The following is a 24817-nucleotide window of genomic DNA, read 5'->3' on the forward strand; positions in this document are numbered from 1 at the left end:
GGTTGCTCGCGCTCGTGTCCGGCGAAATCCCATCCGCCTCGGCGGACGAGAAGTTCGCTCCCCGGCTCGCCGAGGGCCGCAATATCGGGGCGGTGATCGCCAAGCGTTTCGCCGGGTTCCGCGATGCCGCCCCCACGATCGTGACGTTCGACCGCACGGGGGACGCGGCGGCGGCGGTCGTGGTGCGATCCGGTGATGAGCTGTGGGAGTTCGCCATCGGCGTCGAGCCCGCCGAGCCGTACCGCATCCGCAGCTTTCGACCGCGTCCGGTTCCAGCCGACGCTCCGGAATGGACCGACCTCGTCGATCAGCTCCGCCGGCTCGACCATGCGGTGTCCGAGCTCCCGGGAAGTCTCGCGGAGCAGGTCCACCAGCACCTGGCCGCGGTGGTGGCGGAAGATCGCATCCCAGGACTGAGCTGCGGGATCGCTGTCGACGGCGAGGTTGTGCACCGGGAGTACCTCGGCACGGGAGACGTTCGTACCCTGACTCGGCTGGACGCCGGCGCCGTCTTTCGCGTCGGCTCGGTCACGAAGCTGGTGACGGCGCTGGCGGTGCTGGACTTGGTGCGGGAGGGGCGGCTCGATCTGGATGCCCCGCTGGGACCGGAGGCCGGGTTCGACGCGACGGTCGGCGACGTCCTCCTCCACCGGGCGGGCCTGCCGAAGGACCTCACTCTGCGGCGGGACACGGCGGCGCTGCCGCAGTCGTTGGCCGACGCCCTCGCCTTGCTGCCTCCGGCTCGACCCTCGAGCGCCAGCGGACGCCCTGAGTACTCGAACCTCGGCTACGAACTGCTCGGCCTGCTTGTCGAGCAGGTCACCGGAGCGCCGTTCGCAGAACACTGCGCCGGCCGGGTCCTGGCCCGCTACGGCCTCGCCGGCGCGCACTTTTCCGGACCGGGCACTCCCGCGCCGTCGACCGTCGTCGGCAGCGAGGCGATCGCCGGCCGGATCGCGCCGGTCGCCGAGGCCGCGGAGCCCTACCGCTTCGCCGGCGGAATGACGGCCGACCTCGACAGTGTCCTGACTCTTGCCGGTGTCGTCGGCCGGGCCGGCGACCCGCTCGCCGAGGCCCTGCTCGCGCACACGGCCCCGGCGGGCCCGGGCGCGAGCTTCATCCCCGGCGCCACCCTCCTGGACCGCGCCGACGGCCCGATCCTGTGGCGCGGCGGCAGCACCCGCGGGTTCACCGCCGAGCTCATGGCCGCTGTCGACGGGTCGGCGGCCGTCGTCCTGCTCGGCGCTTCGAGTACGGCGGCGGGGCTGCGTCAGACGGCTGAGGGTTTGTTGCGGGTCGTTGGATAGCCGCCGCGAAACGCCTCGCGGCCCGAGACCCCACAAGGACGTTGGCAGGCGGGATGCGGGCGCTCGGGACTCCGAGCGCCCGCATCCCGTTTCTCACAGCTCGGCCAGGAACTGGGTCAAGGACGGGGCGACCACTTTTTGGGGCGGGTAGCCGGCCTCCTGGAGCAGGATCCGTCCGGTGGCGTTGTCCAGGACGAAGAACACATCCGAGCCGGTGGCGGCGACGGGGAAGGTGATGTCGCCGAGGCCGTCCTCCACCTGACGTCGCACAGCGACGGCGAGCGAGTCTACGAGGTCGCGGAGGCCCTGCTCGTTGAACACGGTGACCAGCGAGACCGGCTCACCGGAGTGTTCGTCGCCTTCGAGGTCGCCGCACCAGTAGCTGCCGTAGAGGGTGATCAGGTCGGGGTGCAGCGTCTGGTCGGACACGGCCAGCGCGCTCTCCACCTCCGAGAAATCCGGGGTCTGAGCCATCGCGACAGGCTTCCACCGGATCATGCCGTCCTCGGTGGGCTCCTCGAACCGCACGGAGACGCCAGTTCGGGCAACTCCTCGACGACCGCCATGCCGGCCTCGTCCCAGAGCGCCCACCTGTCGAGGAGGTAGTGGCCGAGTGCTGCCCGCAGATCGCCTTGGCTCATGAGGATCCCTCCGCTGTGATCGGCCCGATGCCGGCAGCGCAGGCTACCGTGGCGCTGCGACACCTGATCAAGATCGGCCGGTTCCGGCGATCAGACGCCTGACCACCTGGTCCATCTCCAGATGCCGATGTTCGCGCCGGGCCGGACGATCGTGTGAGCCCACTGAATGAAGGCCAAGGCAGCCCGAGAAGGAAGCTGCGGCGGCGTCGAGTTCTATCTGGCGTTCCGACGCCGGCGAGCGGGCCATGTGGCTGTTCAACGCGCTGGCTTCGGCTGTGCTGGGCCTGGTGCTGCTCGTGCGTCCGGACACCGGTGCGGACGGATCCGTACTCGCCCATAGATCCCTTCCTGGCGGTGTCCGACGTAGAGTGCTCTTGCCACCCGGGAGGAGCTTGCGTGAACACCGATTCCGACCAGACCGGAACGCGATTCGGCGGCAGTGTCACCGCCACGAAACCGGTCGTTCCAGGATGAGCCGGCCGGCAGCAGCCCTCCTCGCGTTGACCGTGGGGTGCGTGCTGGCCGACTCCGCGGTCGTCACCCTCGCCCTGCCGGAGATCCTGGTGCGCCTCCACACCACGGTGGGGCAGGTCGCCTGGGTGCTGATCGCGTTCAACCTCGTTCTCGCGGTGATCGCCCGGCCTGCCGCGTGGTTCTTCAAGAGACAGGACCCGGCCGTCTGGTGTGCGGCCGGCATCGCGGTGTTCGCCGGGGCCTCGGCGTTGTGCGCGGTGGCCGGTTCCCTGGACGTCCTGATCATCGCCCGGTCGGTGCAGGCGGTGGGTGGCGCGTTCGCGGTGATCGGCAGTCTTCAGCTGCTGGTCGAGGAACTGGCCGAGCGTCGCGGGACGGCCTGGTGGATCGCCGCCGGCGTGTTCGGGACCGCTGTCGGTCCGGTCGCCGGCGGGCTGCTCACCGATGCGTTCTCCTGGCGCTCGATCTTCATCGTCCAGGTGCCGATCGCGGTGCTGGCCGTGCCTGCCGCACTGAGCAAGCGCCGCAGGAAGGGGCAGAGCCTGGCGGAGGAGGTACCGAGACACCGCGTGCGGATCCGGCCGAACATCGCCCTGGCGCTGCTCTCGGCGGCACTGACCGCGGCGCTGTTCCTGTTCGTGCTGCTCCTGGTCGACGGTTGGCGCCGATCGCCGGCGGTCGCGGCCCTCACGGTCTCGGTGATCCCGCTCGCGGCGCTCCTGGCCCGGCCGCTGATCCGACTGCTGCGAGCCGGACCGCTGGCCCAGACGATGTCAGGGTGCCTGCTCATCGCGGGCGGGCTGGCGGGGCTGGCGCTGCTGCCGTCGTCCGCGCTCGGCTGGACGATCGCACCCCAGGTGCTCGTCGGACTCGGGCTCGGCCTGACGCTGGATCCACTGACCCTGCACGCGATGGACGGCCGCACGCCGCACTTCCTGCACGGCAGCTGGACCATCGCGGCCCGGCACGCGGGAGTGGTCCTGGGCCTCGCGATCCTCACGCCGGTCTTCACCGCGGACCTTCAGAGCGCCCAGCCGCCCGCGAAGGACGCCATCACCGCCTTGGTGCTGAACGCCCCGCTGGCGCCCCAGGACAAGATCACGATCGCCCGCGGACTGGCCGACCAGCTGAAGCAGGACAGCGGCCGGGTGCCCGACCTGGACCCCGCCTTCGCGGGCCTGAGCGTGCCCGCGGCGGAGAAGCCCGCCGCGGCGCAGCTTGAGCACAACCTCGACGTCCAGCTCGAACGGGCCGCCACGCATGCCTTCCGCAACGCCTTCCTGATCGGTGCGGCACTCGCCCTCGTGGCGCTGCTGTCCCTGATCCCGTCGCGTCGAGGGGGCGCGCAATGACCATCGCGGCCCGCCTCCGAGTGGCGGCGCTCCCCGCTCTGGCCGTCGTGCTGGTGAGCGGGGTGCTGGCGGTCCAGCTCGCCAACGGCGGCGGCCGCTACAGCCCGCTTCGCCCGGCCGCCTCGTGCGTCATCCAACCGGCCAGCTCGGTGTCGACGGGGATCGACGGCCTGACCGAGGAGATCGTCCTGACCGGCCTGGCGGCCGCCGCCTGCCAGACCGGCGTGACCCGCGAGGCCTTCGTCCTCCAGATCGCCCAGCCCGGCGCCCACACCGACGCGCAGATCAATGCGTTGCGAGCCGGACTGCTCACCGCCGTCGACGTCCTGAAGGCCGCCGGCAAGCTCCCGAAGGCGTCGCAACTCGCCCGCGAGGCGGTCGACGCGTCGAACCTCAGCGGCTTCCAGAAGACCGCGATCCGCGCGATCCCCGACTCCCTCATCGACAAAGCCCTCACGACCGATGACGTCCTGCGTCGCACGATCAACGATCTCGACCTGCGCGCCCTGCTGACGAACCTCGACAACCGCCCCGCCCTGGCCAAGCAGGTGGACTCGGCCATTTCGAAGGCGGTCATGGAGAGTCTCGGAAACGATCTGCACTAATGGCCACCATGGCCACCATGGTCACCATGGCCAGCCGGGCCGGCGTCGTCACCAGGCCGGCACCGCGTCGAGGAGCCGGCCGAGCGTCACGCCGTCCGGTGCCAGGGCGCTGACGACGATCGCCGGTCCGGGCAGCGGCAGCACCGCGATGGCGCCGTGCGCGTCGTCGCGAGGAGCCAGGGTGAGCCGGTCGCCGGGGGCGGCCCGGGCCCAGGCCGGATCGACGATCACGATCGTGCCGGCGGCGCGGTCGGGGCCGGCGACCGCGGGACCGCGTGAGCCGGGGTGTCCGGGTCCCACCGCGAGGGTCTGGTCCAGCAACACCTTGCCGGCTCGGCGTACCCGCAGCCGTGTCGCGAGGCTTCCGGGTTCCTCGCCGTGCCGGCCGAGGATGATCTCCTCGCGCCACACCAGGCGGGCGTCCTCGGCCAGATCCACGCGCGCGGTGGTGCGGTGCCGGGCGCCGCGGGCCGCGATCAACGGCTGCGGGCTCCAGGAGAGTGCGGCGCCTGCCTCGACCCGCGCGGTGATCTCCAGGCTTGAATCCCTTCCGTGCGGGCCGGGCAGGACGATCGATGCCGCGACGCTGCGCACCCGGAGCCGGGCGCCCGGGCCGACGTCCACGGTGCAGCGCAGCTCGTCGCCGCCGAGCGGACCGGCCGCGCCGCCGACCAGGTGGATCTGCGCGGTGCCTGCGGTGCCCGCGGTGTCTGCGGGACATGCGGTGCTTGTCGTCTCGCGCAGCAGCAGCGGTGCCTGGCCGGCGAGCGCGGTCAGCCGGGTGCCGCCGTCGGGACGTGCCTCGGCGACGAGGCGCGCCGACGCTCTCACACCGGGCTCGATGCGGCAGCCTTGGCCGCTCTGCGTTCCGCGATCAGCGTCTTGATCCAGGCGGTGACGTCGGGGGCGTCCGGATGGGTCGCCAGCGATATGAACATGGTCGGCCGCTGCGTGCCGTCCGCGTCGGTGCGCTGGCGCTCGGCGTCCCGGCACATCACGTCCAGGTCGGCGCGGACCAGCCGGGCGAGGTCCGTCTTGTTCACGATCAGCAGGTCCGAGCAGGTGATGCCGGGCCCGCCCTTGCGGGGCACCTTGTCCCCGCCGGCCACGTCGATCACGAAGATCTGCCGGTCGATCAGCCCTTTGCTGAACGTCGCTGTCAGGTTGTCCCCGCCGCTCTCGATCAGGACCAGGTCCAGCGGATCGAAGCTGTCCTCCAGCGCCCGCACGGCGTCGAGGTTGGCCGAGATGTCGTCGCGGATCGCGGTGTGCGGACAGCAGCCGGTCTCCACGGCGCTGATCCGCTCGGGGTCGAGAACGCCCTGACGCAACAGGATCTCCGCGTCCTCGCGCGTGTAGATGTCGTTGGTGACCACCGCCAGCGAGAACTCCTGCCGAAGACTGCGGCACAGGGCTGCCACGAGCGCGGTCTTGCCGGATCCGACCGGACCGCCGATCCCAATGCGCAGCGGACCTCCGTGCGGTGCGGTGTCGAAGACAGGGGCCTGATGCGTGCCGCCGCCGACCGCGCCGAGTTCGTCAATATGCTTACGATGCAAAGAGACGCACCTCCCAAGTGCTGTGGTGTTCCGCTGAGATGTCGAGCAGTGGTGCGCTGAGCGAGGGCAGTTCCTCGGCGGGGCCTCGGGCCGCCGCCACCGCCTCGGCGGCGACCCGATCGACCTCCGGTTCGAGCACGGCCAGGACCGCGGTGACGGCGTCGGGATCGATGCCCAGCAGCCGGGTCGCGGCGCTGGCCGGACCGGTGACGGCACCGAGCGCCGCGGCGGCGGCCACGCCGAGCGGGCCCAGTCCGGCCGCCGCGCCCGCCGCCCCGAAGGCGATCGGCTGGTGCGGTCCGTCCCGGTGGACCGTTGCTGCCTGGTCGAGGATCGCGTCCGGCCAGCCAGCCCGGATGGCGCGCAGCAGTTGCCGGCCCAGCGCGCGGGAGGCGCGACGCTGCGCGGGCGACGGAGTGCGCGCCTCGAACTCCGCGTCGAGGGTGGCGAACTCTTCGACGGCGCTTCCCGTCACGGAGCCCCCGGCGCCCAGAGCCGCCGCCGCGAAGGCCGCCGAGGTCAGTCCGACGGTGCTGAGCCTGCCGAGCAGGAACGCGTGCAGGCCCGCGGCGTCGGTGACGCGTTTGGCGGCGACGGCGGCCTCCAGCCCGCCGGAGTGGGCGTGGGTCCCGGCCGGCAGCCGGCTGTCGGCGAGCAGGAGCAGCGAAGTCAGGTTCATGGCGGGCCCGTCAGAACAGGAAGTAGCGCTGGGCCATGGGCAGTTCCCCGGTCGGGGCCGGCTCGACGGTCTCGCCGTCGATGCGCACGGTGAAGGTGTCCGGGTCGACCTCGATCCGGGGCAGCGCGGTGTTCTCCGGCAGGTCCTCCTTCGTCAAGCCTCTGACATTGCGCTGGGCGAGCAGCCGCCGCCGGACCCCCAGCCGCTCGGCCAGCCCGTCGGCGAGCGCGGCCTCGGCCACGAAGGCCACGCTGGTGGCCGGTGCGGCGGCGCCGTGGGCCCCGAACATCGGGCGCGGCAGCACCGGCTGCGGGGTCGGGATCGAGGCGTTCGCGTCGCCCATCGCGGCCCAGGCGATCGCGCCGCCCTTGACGACCAGCGCGGGGCGGACCCCGAAGAACGCCGGCTCCCACAGGACCAGGTCGGCGAGCTTGCCCGGCTCGACCGAGCCGAGCTCGCCGTCCATGCCGTGCGCGACGGCCGGGCCGATCGTGTACTTGGCCACGTAGCGGCGGGCCCGGTGGTTGTCCGCCGGGCCGTCCCCGGGCAGCGCGCCCCGTCGGCGTTTCATGGCGTGCGCGGTCTGCCAGGTCCGCAGCACCACCTCGCCGATCCGGCCCATGGCCTGGGAGTCCGAGCCGATCATCGAGATCGCGCCGAGGTCGTGCAGGACGTCCTCGGCGGCGATCGTGGTCGGCCGGATCCGCGACTCGGCGAAGGCCAGGTCCTCGGGGATCTCAGGGCTCAGATGGTGGCAGACCATCAGCATGTCCAGATGCTCGTCGATGGTGTTCACGGTGTGCGGCCGGGTCGGGTTGGTCGAGGCCGGCAGGAAGTTCGGCAGCCCGGCCACGGTGATGATGTCCGGGGCGTGGCCGCCGCCGGCTCCCTCCACGTGGTAGGCCTCCAGGGTCCGTCCGGCCACGGCCGCCACGGTGTCCTCGACGAAGCCCGCCTCGTTGAGGGTGTCGGTGTGGATCGAGACCTGGGCGCCGGAGGCGTCGGCGACCCGCAGGCAGGCGTCGATGACGGCCGGGGTGGCGCCCCAGTCCTCGTGGATCTTGAACCCGGCCGCCCCCGCGCGCAGCTGTTCCCACAGGGCTTCCTCGTTGGTGCTGTTCCCCTTGCCGAGCAAGGCGAAGTTCACCGGCCACGGGTCCAGGGCCTCGAACATCCGGGCCAGGTGCCAGGCTCCGGGCGTCACCGTGGTCGCCTTGCTGCCCTCGGCAGGTCCCGTGCCGCCGCCGATCAGGGTGGTAACCCCCGAGCCGAGCGCCTCGGTGACCGATTGCGGGCAGATCAGGTGGACGTGCCCGTCGATGCCGCCGGCGGTGAGGATCTTCCCGTTGCCGGCGATGATCTCGGTGGACGGTCCGATGACCAGCTCCGGGTGCACCCCGTCCATGGTGTCCGGGTTCCCGGCCCGGCCCAGCGCGACGATCCGTCCGTCGCGGATGCCGATGTCGGCCTTGACCACGCCCCAGTGGTCCAGCACGACCGCGCCGGTGATGACGGTGTCGGGGGTGCCGGGGACGCCGTCGCGCGCGACGCGGGTCGCGTGCGCCATGCCCATCGACTCGCGGATCACCTTCCCGCCGCCGAACACCGCCTCGTCCCCGCCGGCGCACCGGTCTTCTTCGACCTCGATGAACAGGTCGGTGTCCGCCAGGCGGATCCGGTCTCCGACCGTGGGACCGTAGAGCGCGGCGTATCGCTCCCGTGAGATCTCAGCCATCGAGCCTGCCTTCCGCGCGGGCCGCGGCTTCGCCGCGCAGTCCGGTGACGACGCGCCGCCCGGCGATGGGCACCAGGCTCACCTCTCGTTCCAGCCCCGGCTCGAACCGCACCGCGGTCCCGGCCGGGATGTCCAGCCGCTGTCCCCAGGCCGCGGCCCGGTCGAACTCCAGGGCCGGATTGGCTTCCGCGAAGTGGTAGTGCGAACCGACCTGGACCGGCCGGTCGCCGCGGTTGAGGACCACCAGCGTCGTCGTGGGCGCGCCGGCGTTGAGGACGACCGGATCCGCGGCGAGGACGAGCTCACCGGGGACCAGCCGTGCGCCCGAAGCTCCCGAAGCCCCCATGGCCGCGCTCACCCGATCGGCCGGTGCACGGTGACGAGCTTCGTGCCGTCCGGGAAGGTCGCCTCGATCTGTACTTCCTTCACCATCTCCGGCACCCCCTCCATCACGTCCTCGCGGGTGAGCACCCGGCGCCCGGCGTCCATCAGCTCGGCGACGCCCTGCCCGTCGCGGGCCCGTTCCAGCAGGAAGGAGCTGATGAGCGCCACAGCCTCCGGATAGTTCAGGCGCAGTCCGCGCGCGCGCCGCTCCCGGGCGAGCCCCGCGGCCACATGGATCAGCAGGCGTTCCTGCTCGTGGGGTGACAGAAGCATGAGACGGCAGGCCTTTCAGGCTTGGGCGGCGGCCTGGGCGACCGGGATGCCGAGGTCGACGGGGCCGGTCTTCTTGCAGGCGTCGTGGCAGCTCTTCTCCAGGCTGCAGCACAGCGAGCAGATGGCGCCGGAGTGGAACGGGCACGCGGCCATGTCCGGGCGCTCGAAGTCGTCGGCGCACACGGTGCAGGTCAGGGTGACGGCGGAGAGCCGGCCGTCGACGCCGACGAGCGGCTCGGCCATCTCGTCGGCGCGGGCGATGTAATACCGGCCCTTGGTGGCGTAGGCGAGCACGGGGGAGAGCACGATGCCGATGCCCAGTGCGATGAGCGGGGAGAACGCCTTGGCGTAGGCGCCGAAGGCGTTGTAGTACGCGGCGATGGACACCACGGAGGCGATCAGCATCGAGCCGAACCCGACCGGGTTGAAGTTGTACAGGTGCGCGCGCTTGAACTCGATGTAGGACGGGCTCAGCTTCAGCGGCTTGTTGATGACCAGATCGGCGGTCACCGCTCCGATCCAGGCGATGGCGACGTTGGAGTAGAAGCCCAGGACGTTGTTCAGGAAGCCGAACACGCCGCCTTCCATCAGCGCCAGCGAGATGCCGACGTTCAGGAAGATCCACACGACCCGGCCCGGGTGCCAGTGCAGCAGCCGCGAGAAGAAGTTGGACCAGGACAGGGAACCGGAGTAGGCGTTGGTCGTGTTGATCTTTATCTGGGACAGGATCACGAAGAACGTGGCCAGGCCCAGGGCCACCGGTGCGGCGAAGGTCTTCAGGCCCGCGAGGTACTGCTGAATGGGCTGGTCGGCTTTGGTCAGGCCGACCTTGTCGGCGACGTAGAAGGCCAGGAAGGCGCCGCCGAGCTGCTTGAGCGCGCCCAGAACGACCCAGCCGGGCCCGGCCGACAGCACCGAGGCCCACCAGCGCTTGGCGTTCGCCGGGGTCTTGTCCGGCATGAAGCGCAGGTAGTCGACCTGCTCGCCGATCTGGGCGATCAGTGACAACGCGACGCCGGCACCGGCTCCGGCACTCAGGAAGCTGAAGCCCGCACCCGTGGGGGAGTTCCCGCCGAAGTGGGTGAACGCCGAGAACCTGCCCGGATCCTGGATCGCGATCGCCACGAACGGGGCGACCATGAGGATCAGCCAGATCGGCTGGGTCCACACCTGCATCTTCGACAGCGCGGTCATGCCGTAGACGACCAGCGGGATCACCAACAGCGAGGCGATCAGATAGCTGACCGCGAGCGGGATGTGCAGGCCGAGCTGGAAGGCCTGCGCCATGATCGAGCCTTCGAGGGCGAAGAAGATGAAGGTGAAGCTGGCGTAGATGATCGAGGTCAGCGTCGAGCCCAGATAGCCGAAGCCGGCGCCGCGGGTGAGCAGGTCCATGTCGATCGAGTACTTCGCCGAGTAGTACGCGATCGGGATGCCGGTGGCGAAGATGATGAACGCGGCGATCGCGATGGCGACCGCGGCGCTGGAGAACCCGTAGGAGATGGCGATCGACCCGCCGATGGCGAAGTCGGCCAGGTAGGCGATGCCTCCGAGGGCGGTGGTGGCCACGACGTACGGGCTCCAGCGCCGGAAGGACTTGGGCGCGTAGCGCAGCGAGTAGTCCTCGAGCGTGTCGTTCTTGGCCCAGCGGTGGTACGCGCGCTTGGCCGTCGTCGCGCTGGCTTGCGGCGCCGGTGTGGTCACGGCGGACTGGCTGTCCGTGTCGGTCATGGCGAAGAGCGTCGTGCGGACTGATGTCAGCTGTGTTACACCGAGTTACTTCCCCGAGAAAATATTTCTGCGAAGGGATATCTGCTTTGAGCAGGCCGTACGCTGAGTCTCACCAGCCGGGCAGGGACGGGGGTGTCAGAGTTGGGTGATGATGTCGAAGTCGAAGACGTCCGCCTTGGCCAGGTAGATGCGCTGGGACACATGGTTGCCGCGCAGCGCGAGCCGGCCGCGGGGTCCCTCGTAGAGCACGTCCTCGGCCACGGCCTCGACCGCGTGCGCATCGAGGGTGCGCGCCCGGCGCGCCAGTGCCGCCAGCAGCATGACCCCCTCATAGCAGGACTCTCCCAGGCTGCTCAGCGGCGGTGCCTCCGGACCGAAGCGGGCCGTGTAGCGCCCGTTGAAGTCCAGGCTCTCGGCGGTGGCGAGGGTCTCGAAGTAGCCCGCGGCGGCCCACAGGTTCTCGGTCGCCCCGGCGCCGGTGGCCAACAGCATGTTCTCGTCCATGTGCGTGCTCAGCCGCAGGCACCGCTGATGCAGCCCGCGACCGGCGAAGCCGCGGTTGAAGTGCACGGCGTCGGCGCCCACCAGCAGCATCAGGACGGCGTCGGCCTCGCAGCGCTCGACGCGCCGCAGCACGCCGGCGAACTCCTGCGTGCCCAACGGGACGAAGATCTCCTCGACCACGGCCGCGCCGCAGGAGCGCGCGTACTGCCGGGCCGAACGCGCCGTGGCACGCGGCCAGATGTAGTCGTTGCCGACCACGCACCAGCGCCGGGCCCCGGCGGACCGGGCGAGCAGCCGCATGGCCGGCAGCAGCTGCCCGGCCGGGGTCTCCCCGGTCATGAAGACGCCCGGCGTCCGCTCCCCGCCCTCGTACTGCGCGGTGTAGACGTACGGCACGCGCCCGGCGATCCGCGGCACGAGCGCGCGGCGCACCGCGGAGATGTGCCAGCCGACGACCGCGTCCACCTCGCCCAGCCCGACCAGGGCCTCGACCTCGGAGGCGACCTGCCGGGGCGGCGCGCCGCCGTCCACGGTCAGCAGCCGGACCCGCCGTCCCAGCACGCCGCCGGTGTCGTTGAGCTCGCCGGCGGCCAGCCGCGCCGCCAGCTCGCACGACGGGCCGAACACGCTGGCCGGCCCCTGGAGCGGCACCACGAGGGCGACGGTGAGCGTCTCGTGCCCGGGTGCGGATCCGCGCGTGCGGAGCGTCCGCAGGCGTGGTGTCAGGGGTTCCACACGGTCACCTCGGGCGGGGATCAGCGGAGGTCGGCGGGATCGGCGGGATCAGCGGGGATCGGTGGGGATCATGGGTGCGGGAAGGATCGCGGGCGTGAGACGCTATCGTGACCGCCCGGCGGCGCGTCCGTCCAGCCACCGCCCGCCCCTTGCCCAGGAAAACCTCGCCCAGGAAAGGAGCCGGAAGCGGTCATGACCGGGCCTTCGCGGGACCTGTTCCACCTCCTCAGCCACGCCGAGAACCGCGCCACCCGATGGCTCGCGGCGGCCCTGGACGGCCAGGGCTGCTCGATCGAGCAGTGGCGGGTGCTGGTCCTGCTCGCCGACGGCCGGGGGCACCCGATGACCGAAGTGGCCGAGTTCGCTCTGCTGCCGGCGCCCACCGCGACGAAGCTGGCCGACCGCATGGTCGCCGACACCCTCGTCTATCGCCGCGCCGACCCGACGGACCGGCGGCGGGTCCTGGTCTACCTGACCGAACGCGGTCACGAGTTGCACGCGCGTGTGGCCGCGTCGCTGGGACAGGCGCAGGCAGAGCTCATGGACGTGCTCGGCGACGGCACGGATCTGCGCGAAGGGCTTGTCCGCCTGGCCGAAGCCCTCGATCCCGCGGTGAGGCGCGTGCCGGCATCGGGCCGGTAGGGCCTACTGAGTTTCCCCTTACCCCTGCGCCGTATCCCGCCCCGAGCGCCGCAGGATCAGATTGATCACCAGGGCCGTCCACCCCGTCTGGTGCGAGGCGCCGAGCCCGGCGCCGGTGTCGCCGTGGAAGTACTCGTGGAACGGGATGAGGTCGTGCCAGTCCGGGTTCTTCTGGAACAGCTCGTTGCGCCCGAACACCGGTCGGCGGCCGTCGGCGTCGTTCAGGAACAGGGATATCAGCCGCTGTGACAGGTCGTCGGCTATCTCCCCGAGGGTCGCCTCGCGTCCCGGTACGGCGCCGGTCGGATAGGGGACGCGCAACCGGTCGCCGAAGAAGCGGTGGTGCCGGTCGAGGGCGTCGATGAGCATGTAGTTCACCGGGAACCAGATCGGGCCGCGCCAGTTGGAGTTGCCGCCGAACAGCGTCGAGGAGGACTCGGCCGGTTCGTAGCCGACGCTGTAGTCGGCCTCGCCGAGGCGGACGGTGAAGGGTTCGGCGAGGTGCGCGCGGGACAGGGCCCTGAGACCGTGGTCGGACAGGAACTCGTCCTCGTCGAGCATGCGCTCCAGCAGGCGGGGGAACTGGTCGTGCCGGACCATGGTCAGCAGCCGCAGGTCACTGGCCGGCATCATGCGGCCGTGCAGGACGTCGGCGTAGTGCGGCTTGTTCGTCCGGTACCAGGCCAGGCGTTGCTCCAGCTCCGGGACCGCCGCCAGCGCCGCCGAGGACACCGTCGCGGTCGCGCTCAGCGGCAGCAGGCCGACCACCGAGCGCACGCGAAGCGGAACGCCGTCCTGCCCCGGGACGCGGACCATGTCGTAGTAGAAGCCGTCCTCCTCGTTCCACAGCCCCTGGGTGTTGGCCGCCTCGACGATCAGCGCGAAGTGCTCGAAGAACTTGGTGACCATCTCCCCGTAGGCGCTGTCCTCGGTCGCCAGGATCAGCGCCATGTCCATCATCGTGAGCGTGAACAGGGCCATCCACGCCGTGCCGTCGCTCTGCTCCAGCTGCCCGCCGGCCGGGACGCCCGCGCTGCGGTCGAAGGGGCCGATGTTGTCCAGGCCCAGGAAGCCGCCTTCGAAGACGTTCTTGCCCTCGGCGTCCAGCCGGTTGACCCACCAGGTGAAGTTCAGCAGCAGCCGGTGGAAGACCCGCTTGAGGAAGGCGAAGTCCCGGCTGCCGTCGGCGGCGAAGACCTGGAGCGCGGCCCAGGCGTGGACCGGCGGGTTCACGTCGCCGAAGTTCCATTCGTAGGCCGGCATCTGGCCGCTGGGATGCAGGTACCACTCCCGCAGCAGGAGCAGCAGCTGCTGCTTGGCGAAGCCCGGGTCCACCCGGGCCAGGGCGACGGCGTGGAAGGCCAGGTCCCACGCCGCGAACCACGGGTACTCCCAGGTGTCGGGCATGGCGATGACGTCGCGCGCCGACATGTGCCACCAGTGCGCGTTGCGCCGCGCGGTGCTTCCGATCCCGGCCGCGTGGCCGGGATCGTGGTCCAGCCAGCGCGGCACGTTGTAGTGGTAGAACTGCTTGGACCACAGCAGGCTGCCGACGGCCTGCCGCAGGACCATGGCCTCGTCGTCGGAGCAGGACTGCGGGGTCAGGTCCGCGAAGAACTCCTCGGCCTCCTGTTCGCGGGCCTCCATCACCGCGTCGAAGTCCGGCCCCAGGAGTCGGGCGCGGGTCAGCTGCTGGACGTCGGGGCCGTCCATCCGCAGCCGCAGCCGGATCTCCGCGGTCTGCCAGGCCGGGACGGTTAGCACATACCGCAGCGCGGCCTTGGTGCCCACGCGCTCGGGATTGACGGTCTCGGCGCCGTCGACGACATGGTCGTTGATGCCGTCCTTGGGGAACTCGCTGTAGCCGCCGTAGCCCCACAACCGCTCGCTGTTGGTCTCGTTGTCGCACACCAGCGCCTGCGGGCTGCCCTCGCCGTACAACGACAGCGGCCTGAGACGCTCGTGCTCGCCGGCCAGCCGTGCGCCGTGGACCGTGATCCGCGGGACGGCGTCGGGCTCGGGCAGTCCCCAGGACCAGGTGTTCCGGAACCACAGTGTCGGCAGCACGTGCAGGGTCGCCGGTTCCGGGCCCACGTTCTCCACCCGCACTCGGATGCACAGGTCGTGCGGCCCGGCCTTCGCGTAGTCCGCGGTGATCGCCCAGTATCGGTCCTGGTCGAAGATCCCGGTGTCCACGAGCTCGTATTCGGGATCGGCGCCGCCCAGGTCCCGTGTGGTGTCCAGCAGGTCGTGGTAGGGGAACTCCTGCTGCGGGTAGTGATAGCGCCAGCGCATCCAGGAGTGGGTCGGCGTGGAGTCCAGGAACCACCAGTATTCCTTGGCGTCCTCGCCGTGGTTGCCCTCCTGGCCGCTGACACCGAACAGCCGCTCCTTGAGGATCGGATCCGCACCGTTCCAGAACGCGAGCGCGAAGCAGAACCGCTGCAGCTCGTCACAGATGCCGCCCAGGCCGTCCTCGTTCCAGCGGTAGGCGCGGGAGCGGGCGTGGTCGTGCGGGAAGTAGTCCCAGGCGGTGCCGCCGTCGGAGTAGTCCTCGCGGACGGTGCCCCAGGCCCGCTCGGCGAGATAGGGGCCCCATTCCCGCCAGGGCACGCGAGCCTCGCCCTCGGCGTCGGCGGCGTTCAGGCGGATCCGCTCGGCGTCGGTGTCGGCGTCTTCCATGGCGCCCAGTGTGGACCGTATTGGTTTCGGATTGTTTCCGAACAGCCCGCGTGAACTGATCCCGAACACGACGGCCTCACAGCCGCAACGTCCGCGCAATCTGCGTCCCCGATGCTGGTCGCACCGCCGAACACACGCCTTGAGCGGACGGCATCCGTGATCCCTGATGAGGAGGCGACGATGACCGCGACCACCGCGTTCCGCAAGAGGAAGCTCCTCATGCTCTCCTGGGAGTACCCGCCGGTCATGGTCGGCGGCCTCGGACGGCATGTCCACGCGCTGGCCACCACCCTGGCCCGCGCGGGGCACGACGTCACCGTGGCCACCCGCCACGCGCCCGGCGCGCCCCTGGACGAGATCGTCGAAGGGGTGCGCGTGGTGCGGGCCCCGCAGGACCCGCCGGTCATCCCGCTGGACACCGAGCACCTGCTGGCCTGGGCCGTCGCCTTCAACCACACCCTGACCCGCACCGCGCTGCACGCTGCCCGCGGCCAGGACTTCGAACTCGTCCACGCCCACGACTGGCTCGTCGCGCACGCCGCCATCACCGTCAAGGACCACCTGGGCATCCCGCTGGTCGCCACCATCCACGCCACCGAGGCCGGCCGGCACCAGGGCTGGCTGCCCGGCGACCTGAACCGCGGCATCCACTCCATCGAGTGCTGGCTGGCCCAGGAGGCCTCCCGGGTCCTGGTCTGCTCCCAGTACATGCGCCGCGAGGCCTCGGTGCTGTTCGGCATCCCGGAATCCAAGATCGACGCCGTCCCCAACGGCGTCGACATGCCCCGCTGGCGGGCCGCGCCCAAGCAGGTCGGCCTGGCGCGGGCGCGGTACGCCGGCAGCGGCCCGCTGGTGGGCTTCGCCGGCCGCCTGGTCCACGAGAAGGGCGTCCAGCACCTGCTGCACGCGCTGCCCGAACTGCGCCGCGACCACCCCGGACTGCGCGCGGTCATCTGCGGCGACGGCCCGAACCGCGGCGAACTGGAGGACCTGACCCGCCGCCTGGGACTGGAGCACGCGGTCAGCTTCGGCGGGTTCGTCGGCTCCAAACTGTCGGCGACCATGGCCGCCACCGACGCGATGATCGTGCCGAGCCTGTACGAGCCCTTCGGCATGGTGGCCCTGGAATCCGCCGCGGCCGGCGCCCCGTTGGCCGTCGCGGCGACCGGGGGTCTGGCCGAGATCGTCGAGCCCGGGGTCACCGGCGTGACCTTCCCGGCGCGCGACGACGGCGCGTTGGCGCGGTCGGTGTCCACACTGCTGGCGGACCGCCCTGGAGCGCGCCGGATGGTGGTCACCGCCAAGGCGATGGTGCGCAGTCGCTACGGCTGGCCGACGGTCGGCGAGCAGACCGCCGCGGCCTACGCGGCGGCCGTCGACGCGGCGCCGGCGGTGCCGGCCGGACCCGAGGAGCTGTGGCGGTCCCGGCAGCAGCCGATCGCCATACCGGAGGGCAATCTGCTGGTGTCGGCGGGGCTGGCGGCTTGACCGGCGTGCCCCGCTACTGGGATCGGTTCGGCGCCCATCCGGAGCCAGGCGGTACGCGCTTCGCGGTGTGGGCGCCGAACGCGTGGCGAGTGCAGGTGACGGGCGATTTCGACAGCTGGGATCCGAACCGCGCCACCGAGCTGAGCCGCGACGACTGGACCGGCTGTTGGCACGGCTTCGCCGAAGGCGCCGGGCAGTGGGACCGGTACAAGTACCGGGTGCTGTGCGCCGACGGAGTGTGGCGGCTGAAGGCCGATCCGGTCGCGTTCCACACCGAGACGGCACCCGCGGACGCGTCGCGGATCTTCGCCTCGTCCCATCACTGGCAGGACGCCGATTGGCTGAAGGCGCGCCGGGAGACGGCCGGCGAGCAGGCGTCGCTGCCCATGTCGGTCTACGAGGTGCACCTGCCGTCCTGGCGGCGCGGGCGTACCTACGGAGACCTGGCTTCGGAACTGGTGGACCACGTGTCCGAGCACGGATTCACGCACGTGGAGTTCCTGCCGGTGATGGAGCATCCTTATGGCGGCTCCTGGGGCTACCAGACGACCGGCTTCTTCGCCCCGACCTCACGCCTGGGGCACCCCGACGACCTGCGATACCTGGTGGACCGGCTGCACCAGGCCGGAATCGGGGTGCTGTTCGACTGGGTCCCGGCGCACTTCCCCCGGGACGCCTGGGCGCTGGCGCGGTTCGACGGGACCGCGCTCTACGAGCATCCCGATCCCCGCCGCGGCGAACACCCCGACTGGGGAAGCCTGATCTTCGACTTCGGACGTCCGGAGGTCCGCGACTTCCTCATCGGCTCGGCGCTGTACTGGATCGAGGAGTTCCACGCCGACGGGCTCCGCGTGGACGCGGTTTCCTCGATGCTGCACCTGGACTACTCGCGCGGGCCGGGCCAGTGGGAGCCGAACGTGTACGGCGGCACGGAGAACCTGGAGGCCACCGCACTGTTGAGAAGCCTCAATGACGAGGTCCACAACCGGTATCCGGGCGTGGTGACGATCGCCGAGGAGTCCGCGGCATGGCCGGGGGTGACCCGGCCGACGGCGGACGGCGGTCTCGGCTTCGATCTGAAGTGGAACATGGGCTGGATGAACGACACGCTGCGCTACGTCGTCCGCGATCCCGTACACCGCAGCCACCACCACGGCGATCTGACGCAGCCCTCGACGTACGCGTTCAGCGAGAACTACCTGTTGCCGCTGTCCCACGACGAGGTGGTCCACGGCAAGCACTCCCTGGCCGGCAAACAGCCCGGCGCACGGGACGAGCAGGTGCGCGGCCTGCGCGGACTGCTGGCGTACCAGTGGGCCTTTCCCGGCAAGAAGCTGCTGTTCATGGGCGCCGAGTTCGGGCAGCGGGCCGAGTGGAGCGAGGAGCGCGGGCTGGACTGGCCCGCCCCCGGCGAGGGGGACGGCGGCCTCACCCGGCTGCTCGCCGACGCGAACGACCGGTACCGCGAGTACCCGGCCCTGTGGATCCGCGACTCCGATCCGTACGCGACCCGCTGGCTGGCCTCGGACCCGGCCGCGAACCTGCTGGCCTTCGCCAGGTTCGGTCCCTACGACGAGGGCACCGCGCTCGTGTGCGTCGCCAACTTCTCCGGGGTCCAGATCCGGGAGTACCGCATCGGCATGCCGTGGCTTGGAACCTGGCGCGAGATCCTCAACAGCGACGCGTCCGTCTATGGCGGTTCCGGGGTGGGAAACCTCGGAGCGGTGGTCGCGATCGGGGAGCCCTGGTCGGGGGAGCCGGCTTCGGCGCGGGTGACGGTCGGAGCCGGGGCGGTGGTGTGGTTGGCCGGGCGATGCACGACCGATGGCACGCCAGTGTCTTCGAGGCCCGACCGATGCCAGGGTCGTGCGATTCGCAGCGCGGGGCGAGCAACTGTGTCGAAGTGACCTCACTGCCTGTTCTCAGCGCGATCAAGCTCCCATCGCTGCCACCAGTACGGATACCGCCGTTGGCGCCGGTAACGGCACCGAGTTCGGCGCTGGCACCGGTATCAGCACCGGCACCGGCACCGGCGCCGAAACTCGCGGAGCGTGAGACCCTCCTCGCCGAGCTCGAAGCCCTGCTGGCCGCGAGCCGCGACGGCGGCCGGATCGCCTGGGTGACCGGGGAGGCCGGCATCGGCAAGAGCACGCTGGTACGGCGGTTCGCCGAACGGCATCGGGGCCGGGTAAGGATTCTGTCAGGATGCTGCGATCCGGCGGTCGGGCGGCATCGGGGTCGGGCGCTGTGGCGGGACCTGGCGGGGCAGGCCGGCCTGGACGCGAAGGCGGCGAAGCGTCCGGCGGTCCTGGCGGACGGCCTCGCCGATCTCGCGCGTGGCCATGGCGGGCTGGTGGTGGTCCTGGAGGACCTGCACTGGGCCGACGAGGCCGTCGTCGACATGGTGACCGCGATCGGGCGCCGACTGGAGCGATGTCGTGCCCTGTTCATCCTGACCTGCCGGACCGAGCAGGGCCCGGCGGGCCATCGGCTCGGTGCGATGCTGGCGGCCGCGCCGGCGCACGCGGTGGCCTACCTCGCGGTACCCCCGCTCTCACCGTTCGCGGTCGCCGAGTTGGCGCGGCATGCCGGGCGCCCGGAGCCGGATCTGTACCGGCTCAGCGGTGGGAATCCGTTGCTGGCGAACGAGATCCTCGCCTCCGGGACCGAGCCGCGCGCCTCGTCCTGGTTCGGCGCGTTGGCCGCGTCCCGGATGGGCGAGTTGCGGCCCGCCGCACAGGAGGTGGCCCGGCTCGTCGCACTGGCGCCGGACGGGGTGGAGCCGTGGCTGCTGGAGGCGGTGCGGGGCGGCGATGAGGCGGCGGCGGACCAGTGTCTGGCCTCCGGGCTGCTCGTGCGCGGATCCGGGCGGATCGATTTCCGGCACGGGATCCTGAAGCAGGTCGTCCGCGATCTGATGCCGCTGTTCACCCGTCGCGCACTGCACCGCGACCTGCTGCGGGCACTCGTCTCCCATCCGGACCAGCCCGGCGTCACCCCCGCCCGCCTGGTGTTCCACGCGATCGGCTGCGACGACGGCGACGTGATCCGGCGGCACGCGCCGCACGCAGCCCGGGACGCGGCGGCTTTCGGAGCACCGGAAACGGCGATCGGACTCTACGAGACCGCGCTCGCCCACACCGATCCACTCGACCGTGCGGGTCGCGGCGAGCTGCTGGACGCGCTGGCCGAGCAGGCTTACCTCAGCAGTCGCCTGAGCGACGCGTGCGCGGCGGGACGGGGCGCGGCGTCGGCTTGGGAAGCCGCCGAGCGGGCCGACCGGGCCGGGCGGGCGCAGCGCCGCCTGGCGCGTGCGCTCTGGCTGACCGGGGACCGGGTCGCCGCGTGGGAGGCCGCCAGCCGGGCTGTCGACCTGCTCCTCCGGCAGGGGAGCATGGCCGAGCTCGCGCTGGCGCACGCCGAGCTGTCGCGGCTGGAGGCGCTCGTCCCGCATCCGGCGGCGGCGCTCGAGTCGGCGAACCTGGCGATCCAGGCCGCCGAACGCGCCGACGATCCGCGGGCCGGGTCTGCCGCGCTGATAGCTCTGGGTTCTGCGAAGCTCGCGCGGGGCGAGGCCGACGGCCAAACCGCCGTGGCCCGGGGCTGGTTGATCGCCGTGGAGCACGGGCTCGGCGACGAGGCCGGGTGCGCGGCGGCCGCGCTGGCCGGGCACGACATCGCCCATCATGAGCACGCCGCCGCTGCCGCAGTGCTCGATGACGGGCTGCATCAGACAGCCCGCGGCGCCCTTACCAGATTTGCTCAGGGTACTGACAACCTCGCCGCCGTCATCCAGCTCGCCCCGCCGCACCACTCCGGCGAACTCCTGGCCCTGCGCTCCTGGCTCCGCCTCGCGCGGGGCGACTGGCGCGGCGCGCAGGCCGACGCCGACGAATCCCTCCACGGCATCGGGTTCGCCGGCCCGACCGCCGTCCCCGCACTGAGCACTTTGGCCCGGCTGCGCGCCCGCCGGGGCCTGGCCGACGGGGGCGAACCGGCCCACCGGGCCGTCCGGATCGCCGAGGCGGCGGGCGGACTGCAGGCCGTCGTCCTGGCCACCGTCGCCGAAGCCGAACACTTCTGGCTCTCGGACCGCCAGGCCCTGCGCGCCGACCGGCTGGTGGCGGCCTTCGGCCTGGCCTGGCGCGCCCGCCATCCCTGGTTCGCCGGCGAGCTGGCGTGGTGGCTGCGGCGGGCCGGGACGCCGGCGCCGGTCGCCGGCTGGTTCGCCGAGCCCTACCGCCTGCTGCTCGCGGGGGAGTGGCGGGCGGCGGCGCGGGCCTGGGCCGTCCTGGGCTGCGGCTACGAGCAGGCCGAGGCTCTGGCTTGCAGTGACGACCCCGGGGATCTGGCGCTCGCTCTGGACCTGTTCAGCGCGTCGGGCGCCGACCCCCTGGCCCGCCGGCTGCGGCGCCGGCTGCGCGGGTTCGGCGGGCTGGTCGTGCAGCGCGGGCCGCGTCCGGCGTCCGTCAACCACCCGGCCGGACTGACGTCGCGGCAGGCGGAGGTGCTGACGCTGCTGTCGGCGGGGCTGAGCAACGCCGCCATCGCCGAGCGCCTGAGTGTGTCGACCCGGACCGCGGAGCACCACGTGGCGGCCGTCCTGACCAAACTGGCCGTCACCTCCCGCCGGCACGCGGCCGACGCGGCGGCCCGCCTCGGGCTGCGACCGGTCGGCTCGGTCGGCTCGGTAGGACCGGTCGGCCCTGTAGGACTGATCGGCCCCGGTGGCCCGGGTATGCCGGGCGGCCCGGGTGTGCCGACCGGACCAGGTGTACCGGGCGGAGCGGAGAGCCTCCGGGTCGGGTAGCGATGCGCGCGATGACCGTTCGCAGTAAACCCGATCAGCCCGCCGCCAGTGCCGCCGCCAGCACGGCGGCGGCCCGGTCGGAGTCCGCGTCGTGGAACATCGCGACGGCCTGGTCGGCGTAGTCGCCCGCGATCTCGGGGTCGCCGTCGCCGCGGGCGACCGCCGCCAGCCCCTCCCAGGCCACGGCCTCCTCGTAGCGGATGCCCCGGTCCCGGCACAAAGCCAGGGCCCGGAGATAGCCGGCGCGGGCCGAGGCCAGGTCGCCGAGCCCGAACTGGAGCCGGCCGATGAGGTTCCAGGTGGTGCTCTCCAGAATGGGGTTCTCGCTCTGCTCGGCCACCGCCAGCGCCCGCTGCGCCCACGGCAGCGCGCCGGCGTGGTCCCCCTCGCGGTGCAGCAGATCGGCGATCGAGCAGCACACGCCGGCTTCGACGTGCCGGGCGCCGATCCGCGCCGCAAGTTCCAGGGCGTGCTTCAGGGCCGTGCGGGCGTGGACTCCCTCGCCGAGGCGCGAGCGCGCCACGCCGATGTTCGTCAGGGCTATGACTTGCAGGTAGGGATTGGCGAGTTCCTCGCTGCGGGTCAGGGCCTGCTCGTGGTGCCACAGCGCCTCCTCGTGCTTGTGCATGCACCCCAGCAGCGAGCCGATGTTCCCCAGCGCCGCCGCCTCGTCGCGGCCCGCGTCGATCTCGCGGGCCAGGTCCAGGGCCCGCCGGTAGTGGCACAGCGCCTTGTCGAAGTCGCCGCGGACGTGGTGGACGCAGCCCAGATTGCGCAGGGTCCGCGACATCCCCTGCCGGTCGCCGAGGGCGTCGAACTCGGCCAGCGCCATGGTCAGCGCCGCGGCCGCTTCCTGGTGCCGGCCCAGCGTCCGCAGCGCGAGGCCGGTATGCAGCCGGGCCGCTGCCCGACCCCTGAGATCGTCGGCCGCGGTGGCGTCGCGGACGGCGAGCTCCAGACCGGGCAGCGCCTCTTGTGCGTAGCCGCCGTGGACCAGCAGCGAGGCGGTCGCCACAGCCAGCTGACAGGTCTGTTCCCGGTGCGGGCCGGAGGCGGTCAGGCCGATGACGGCCGTCAGGTTCGCGCGCTCGTCCCGGAGCAGCGTGACGACGTCGTCGACGGTGCGGGGCAGGCCGGTGTCCGGGGTGTGCGCGGCGTACCCGGTGTGCGTGGCATGTGCGGTGTGCGCGACGTCCTTTGCCTCCTCGGTCCGGTCCCAGATGTCCCGCCACAGGCCCGAGCCCGGATCGGCCAGCGTCATCGCCGCCACGGCCAGTCGCCGGTAGTGCGAACGCAGCCGGTCCAGCGCCGCCTCGCGCCGCTCCGGGGAGTCGCAGCGCAACGCCTTGCCCACCGCGTACCGCCGGATCAGGGCGGGCATCCGGTAGCGTCCGAAACGGTCCTGGCCCAGCAGGTTCACATCGACGAGGCGTTCCAGGCAGGCCGCGGCCCGGGCGGTCGGCAGGCCGGCCAGCGCGGCCGCGGCGGCGGCGTCGAAGTCCCGGCCGGGGTGCAGACTCAACGCCCGGAAGACCTCCTGGTCCGGCTGGCCGAGCCGGCGGTAGGAGACCTCGAACGCGCCGGCCACGCTGCGGTCCCCGGCGACCAGTTCGGTCAGGCCTGCCCCGTCGCGCAGCCGGTCGGCCAGGTCCGCCACCGACCAGCCGGGCCGGTGCCGCAGCCGCGCGGCGGCGATCCGGATCGCCAGCGGCAGCCGGTCGCAGAACCCGATGATGGCGGCGACGGCCGCCGGCTCGGCCCGGGACCGGGCGTCGCCCACGATGCGGGTGAACAGCGCCGCGGCGTCCTGTTCGGACAGCATGTCCAGCGAGCAGACGTCCGCGGCTTCCAGGTCGAGCAGCCGGGTGCGACTGGTGACCAACACCATCGAGCGCCCCGCGCCCGGAATCAGGGGCCTGACCTGACGGGCGTCCAGGGCGTCGTCGAGCACCACCAGCGCCCGGCGTCCGGCCAGCAGCGCCCGCCAGGCGGCCGTCTGCTGCGCCGGGTCGGCGGGGATCTCCGGTCCGTATCCGGCGGCACGCAGCAGCCAGTCCAGCGCGGTGGCCGGCGGCAGAGGGCCCTGGCTCGGCGAGTGGGCGCGCAGGTCGAGGAAGAACTGCCCGTCCGGGAACCGGTCGGCGACCAGGTGCGCGGCCTGCAGGGCCAGCGCTGTCTTCCCGGCGCCGGCCATGCCGTCGACGCACACGACGCCCGCGCCCTCCGGATCGGCGACCAGGATCCGGGTCAGGCCTTCCAGCTCGTTCTCGCGGCCGACGAAGTCGCGGACCGGGCAGGGGAGGAAGTTCTCGCCCGGGGAAGTGCGGATCTGCTCGGCGCGCAACGGCTGGTTGGCGATGGCCTTCTGTGGTTCCGGCGGCGGTGGCGGTTCGGGCGCCGTCACCACCGCTGTCACCGCCGCCGCCGCCGACGCCGCGTGGCACGGCGCGTCCAGCGACGGATCATTGCGCAGGATCGACTCGTGCAGATGCCGCAAGCCGGCCCGCATGTCCAGCCCGAGATCGCCGGCCAGCTGGGCCCGGCCGCGTTCGTAGACCTCCAACGCCTCCGCCTGCCGCCCCGACCGGTACAGCGCCAGCATCAGTTGGCCGCGGAACGGATCCCGGAAGGGGTGCTCGGCGACCAGTTCGCGCAGCACCGGCACGTAATCCGGGCCGCCGCCGAGGTCCAGGCGCAGCCCGACCAGCTGCTCCACGGCGGCCAGCCGCTCCTCCTCCAGCCGGGCCGCCGCCAGCCGCATCGCAGGGCCCTCCATCCCGGCCAGTGCCGACCCCCGCCACAGACCCAGCGCGCTGTCGAACGCCGCGATCGCCTCGGCCGGGCGCCGGTCGGACGCGGCGCGCCCGGCGACGGCGACCAGTTCCCGGAAGCGGTGGACGTCGACGTTCCGGGCCGAGACGCAGGCCCGGTAGCCGTACCGGTGGCTGACCACGACCTCGCGCGCCGGGCCCAGCCGCCGCCGCAGCTCGGAGACCGCGTTGTGGACCTGGCGTCGGGCGGTGGCCGGCGGGTCCTCGTCCCACAGGGCGTCGACCAGGGCCTCGACCGGCAGCACCCGGTCGGCTTCGAGCACCAGCAGCGTCAGCAGCTTCTCCTGCCGCGGCCCGCCGAGGTCGATCGGCTCGCCGACCACGTGGATCCTCGGCGGCCCCAGGAGATCGACGCGGTATTCGTCGGTGGCCAAGTAACCTGCAC

At 72.1% G+C, this 24817-nt stretch carries 18 protein-coding genes; 7 read left to right on the top strand and 11 right to left on the bottom strand.

Going from position 1 to position 24817, the window contains the following annotated elements; genetic code table 11:
• Positions 1 to 14 precede the first annotated feature (14 nt).
• Positions 15 to 1307, top strand: coding sequence for a serine hydrolase domain-containing protein (locus ABH926_RS27200; RefSeq protein WP_370368626.1), 1293 nt, complete (start codon positions 15 to 17; stop codon positions 1305 to 1307).
• Between the two features lie 93 nt (positions 1308 to 1400).
• On the opposite strand, the gene ABH926_RS27205 is transcribed toward ABH926_RS27200, so the two are convergent.
• Positions 1401 to 1898: a SecY-interacting protein Syd gene (locus ABH926_RS27205; RefSeq protein WP_370368627.1), complete on the bottom strand. Its 498-nt coding sequence runs from the start codon at positions 1896 to 1898 to the stop codon at positions 1401 to 1403.
• 520 nt (positions 1899 to 2418) lie between these two features.
• Here ABH926_RS27205 and ABH926_RS27210 point away from each other — a divergent pair.
• Complete coding sequence (locus ABH926_RS27210; RefSeq protein WP_370368628.1) at positions 2419 to 3774, top strand: MFS transporter; 1356 nt, start codon at positions 2419 to 2421, stop codon at positions 3772 to 3774.
• Positions 3771 to 4379 carry a hypothetical protein gene (locus tag ABH926_RS27215; RefSeq protein ID WP_370368629.1) on the top strand — a complete coding sequence of 203 codons (609 nt, stop codon included), beginning with the start codon at positions 3771 to 3773 and terminating at the stop codon, positions 4377 to 4379. Before ABH926_RS27210 ends, ABH926_RS27215 begins: the two co-directional genes overlap by 4 nt.
• 48 nt (positions 4380 to 4427) lie before the next feature.
• Here the strand turns inward: ABH926_RS27215 and ABH926_RS27220 are convergent, their stop codons facing one another.
• The 8 genes from ABH926_RS27220 to ABH926_RS27255 all read right to left on the bottom strand — a co-directional run bounded on the left by ABH926_RS27220 (position 4428) and on the right by ABH926_RS27255 (position 11970).
• Positions 4428 to 5210 carry an urease accessory protein UreD gene (locus tag ABH926_RS27220; protein WP_370368631.1) on the bottom strand — a complete coding sequence of 261 codons (783 nt, stop codon included), beginning with the start codon at positions 5208 to 5210 and terminating at the stop codon, positions 4428 to 4430.
• Positions 5207 to 5938, bottom strand: a complete 732-nt coding sequence (gene ureG, locus ABH926_RS27225) for an urease accessory protein UreG (protein ID WP_370368632.1) — start codon at positions 5936 to 5938, stop codon at positions 5207 to 5209. Before ureG ends, ABH926_RS27220 begins: the two co-directional genes overlap by 4 nt.
• Complete coding sequence (locus ABH926_RS27230; protein WP_370368633.1) at positions 5928 to 6617, bottom strand: urease accessory protein UreF; 690 nt, start codon at positions 6615 to 6617, stop codon at positions 5928 to 5930. Before ABH926_RS27230 ends, ureG begins: the two co-directional genes overlap by 11 nt.
• A 10-nt stretch (positions 6618 to 6627) precedes the next feature.
• A complete protein-coding gene (locus ABH926_RS27235) occupies positions 6628 to 8352 on the bottom strand; it encodes an urease subunit alpha (RefSeq protein WP_370368634.1) in 1725 nt (574 codons plus the stop codon).
• Positions 8345 to 8698: an urease subunit beta gene (locus ABH926_RS27240; RefSeq protein ID WP_370368635.1), complete on the bottom strand. Its 354-nt coding sequence runs from the start codon at positions 8696 to 8698 to the stop codon at positions 8345 to 8347. The genes ABH926_RS27235 and ABH926_RS27240 overlap by 8 nt, the downstream gene beginning before the upstream one ends.
• Positions 8699 to 8706: 8 nt before the next feature.
• Positions 8707 to 9009 (bottom strand): urease subunit gamma, encoded by a 303-nt coding sequence (locus tag ABH926_RS27245; RefSeq protein ID WP_370368637.1) that lies wholly within the window; start codon positions 9007 to 9009, stop codon positions 8707 to 8709.
• 15 nt (positions 9010 to 9024) lie between these two features.
• Entirely contained in the window at positions 9025 to 10740 is a 1716-nt protein-coding gene (locus tag ABH926_RS27250) for a cytosine permease (RefSeq protein WP_370368638.1), read from the bottom strand.
• A gap of 135 nt (positions 10741 to 10875) precedes the next feature.
• Entirely contained in the window at positions 10876 to 11970 is a 1095-nt protein-coding gene (locus tag ABH926_RS27255) for a substrate-binding domain-containing protein (protein ID WP_370368759.1), read from the bottom strand.
• A gap of 201 nt (positions 11971 to 12171) precedes the next feature.
• Here ABH926_RS27255 and ABH926_RS27260 point away from each other — a divergent pair, with 201 nt between their 5' ends.
• Positions 12172 to 12621 (top strand): MarR family winged helix-turn-helix transcriptional regulator, encoded by a 450-nt coding sequence (locus ABH926_RS27260; RefSeq protein ID WP_370368639.1) that lies wholly within the window; start codon positions 12172 to 12174, stop codon positions 12619 to 12621.
• An 18-nt stretch (positions 12622 to 12639) separates the two neighbouring features.
• Here the strand turns inward: ABH926_RS27260 and ABH926_RS27265 are convergent, their stop codons facing one another.
• Positions 12640 to 15303 carry a glucosidase gene (locus ABH926_RS27265; RefSeq protein ID WP_370368640.1) on the bottom strand — a complete coding sequence of 888 codons (2664 nt, stop codon included), beginning with the start codon at positions 15301 to 15303 and terminating at the stop codon, positions 12640 to 12642.
• A 180-nt stretch (positions 15304 to 15483) separates the two neighbouring features.
• On the opposite strand from ABH926_RS27265, the gene ABH926_RS27270 reads away from it, so the two are divergent.
• The 3 genes from ABH926_RS27270 to ABH926_RS27280 are packed head-to-tail and all read left to right on the top strand — an operon-like array spanning position 15484 to position 21601.
• Positions 15484 to 16791, top strand: coding sequence for a glycosyltransferase family 4 protein (locus ABH926_RS27270; RefSeq protein WP_370368641.1), 1308 nt, complete (start codon positions 15484 to 15486; stop codon positions 16789 to 16791).
• 5 nt (positions 16792 to 16796) lie between these two features.
• On the top strand, positions 16797 to 18698 hold the full coding sequence (glgB, locus tag ABH926_RS27275; protein WP_370368760.1) for a 1,4-alpha-glucan branching protein GlgB: 1902 nt from the start codon (positions 16797 to 16799) through the stop codon (positions 18696 to 18698).
• The gene (locus ABH926_RS27280; protein ID WP_370368642.1) at positions 18695 to 21601 is read left to right on the top strand and encodes an AAA family ATPase; all 2907 of its coding nucleotides are present in this window, start codon (positions 18695 to 18697) and stop codon (positions 21599 to 21601) included. Before glgB ends, ABH926_RS27280 begins: the two co-directional genes overlap by 4 nt.
• A 34-nt stretch (positions 21602 to 21635) precedes the next feature.
• Here ABH926_RS27280 and ABH926_RS27285 read toward each other — a convergent pair whose 3' ends face one another.
• The gene (locus tag ABH926_RS27285; protein ID WP_370368643.1) at positions 21636 to 24806 is read right to left on the bottom strand and encodes a BTAD domain-containing putative transcriptional regulator; all 3171 of its coding nucleotides are present in this window, start codon (positions 24804 to 24806) and stop codon (positions 21636 to 21638) included.
• Positions 24807 to 24817 lie beyond the last annotated feature (11 nt).

It is taken from the genome of Catenulispora sp. GP43, assembly GCF_041260665.1.
In the GTDB taxonomy this organism is placed as follows: domain Bacteria; phylum Actinomycetota; class Actinomycetes; order Streptomycetales; family Catenulisporaceae; genus Catenulispora.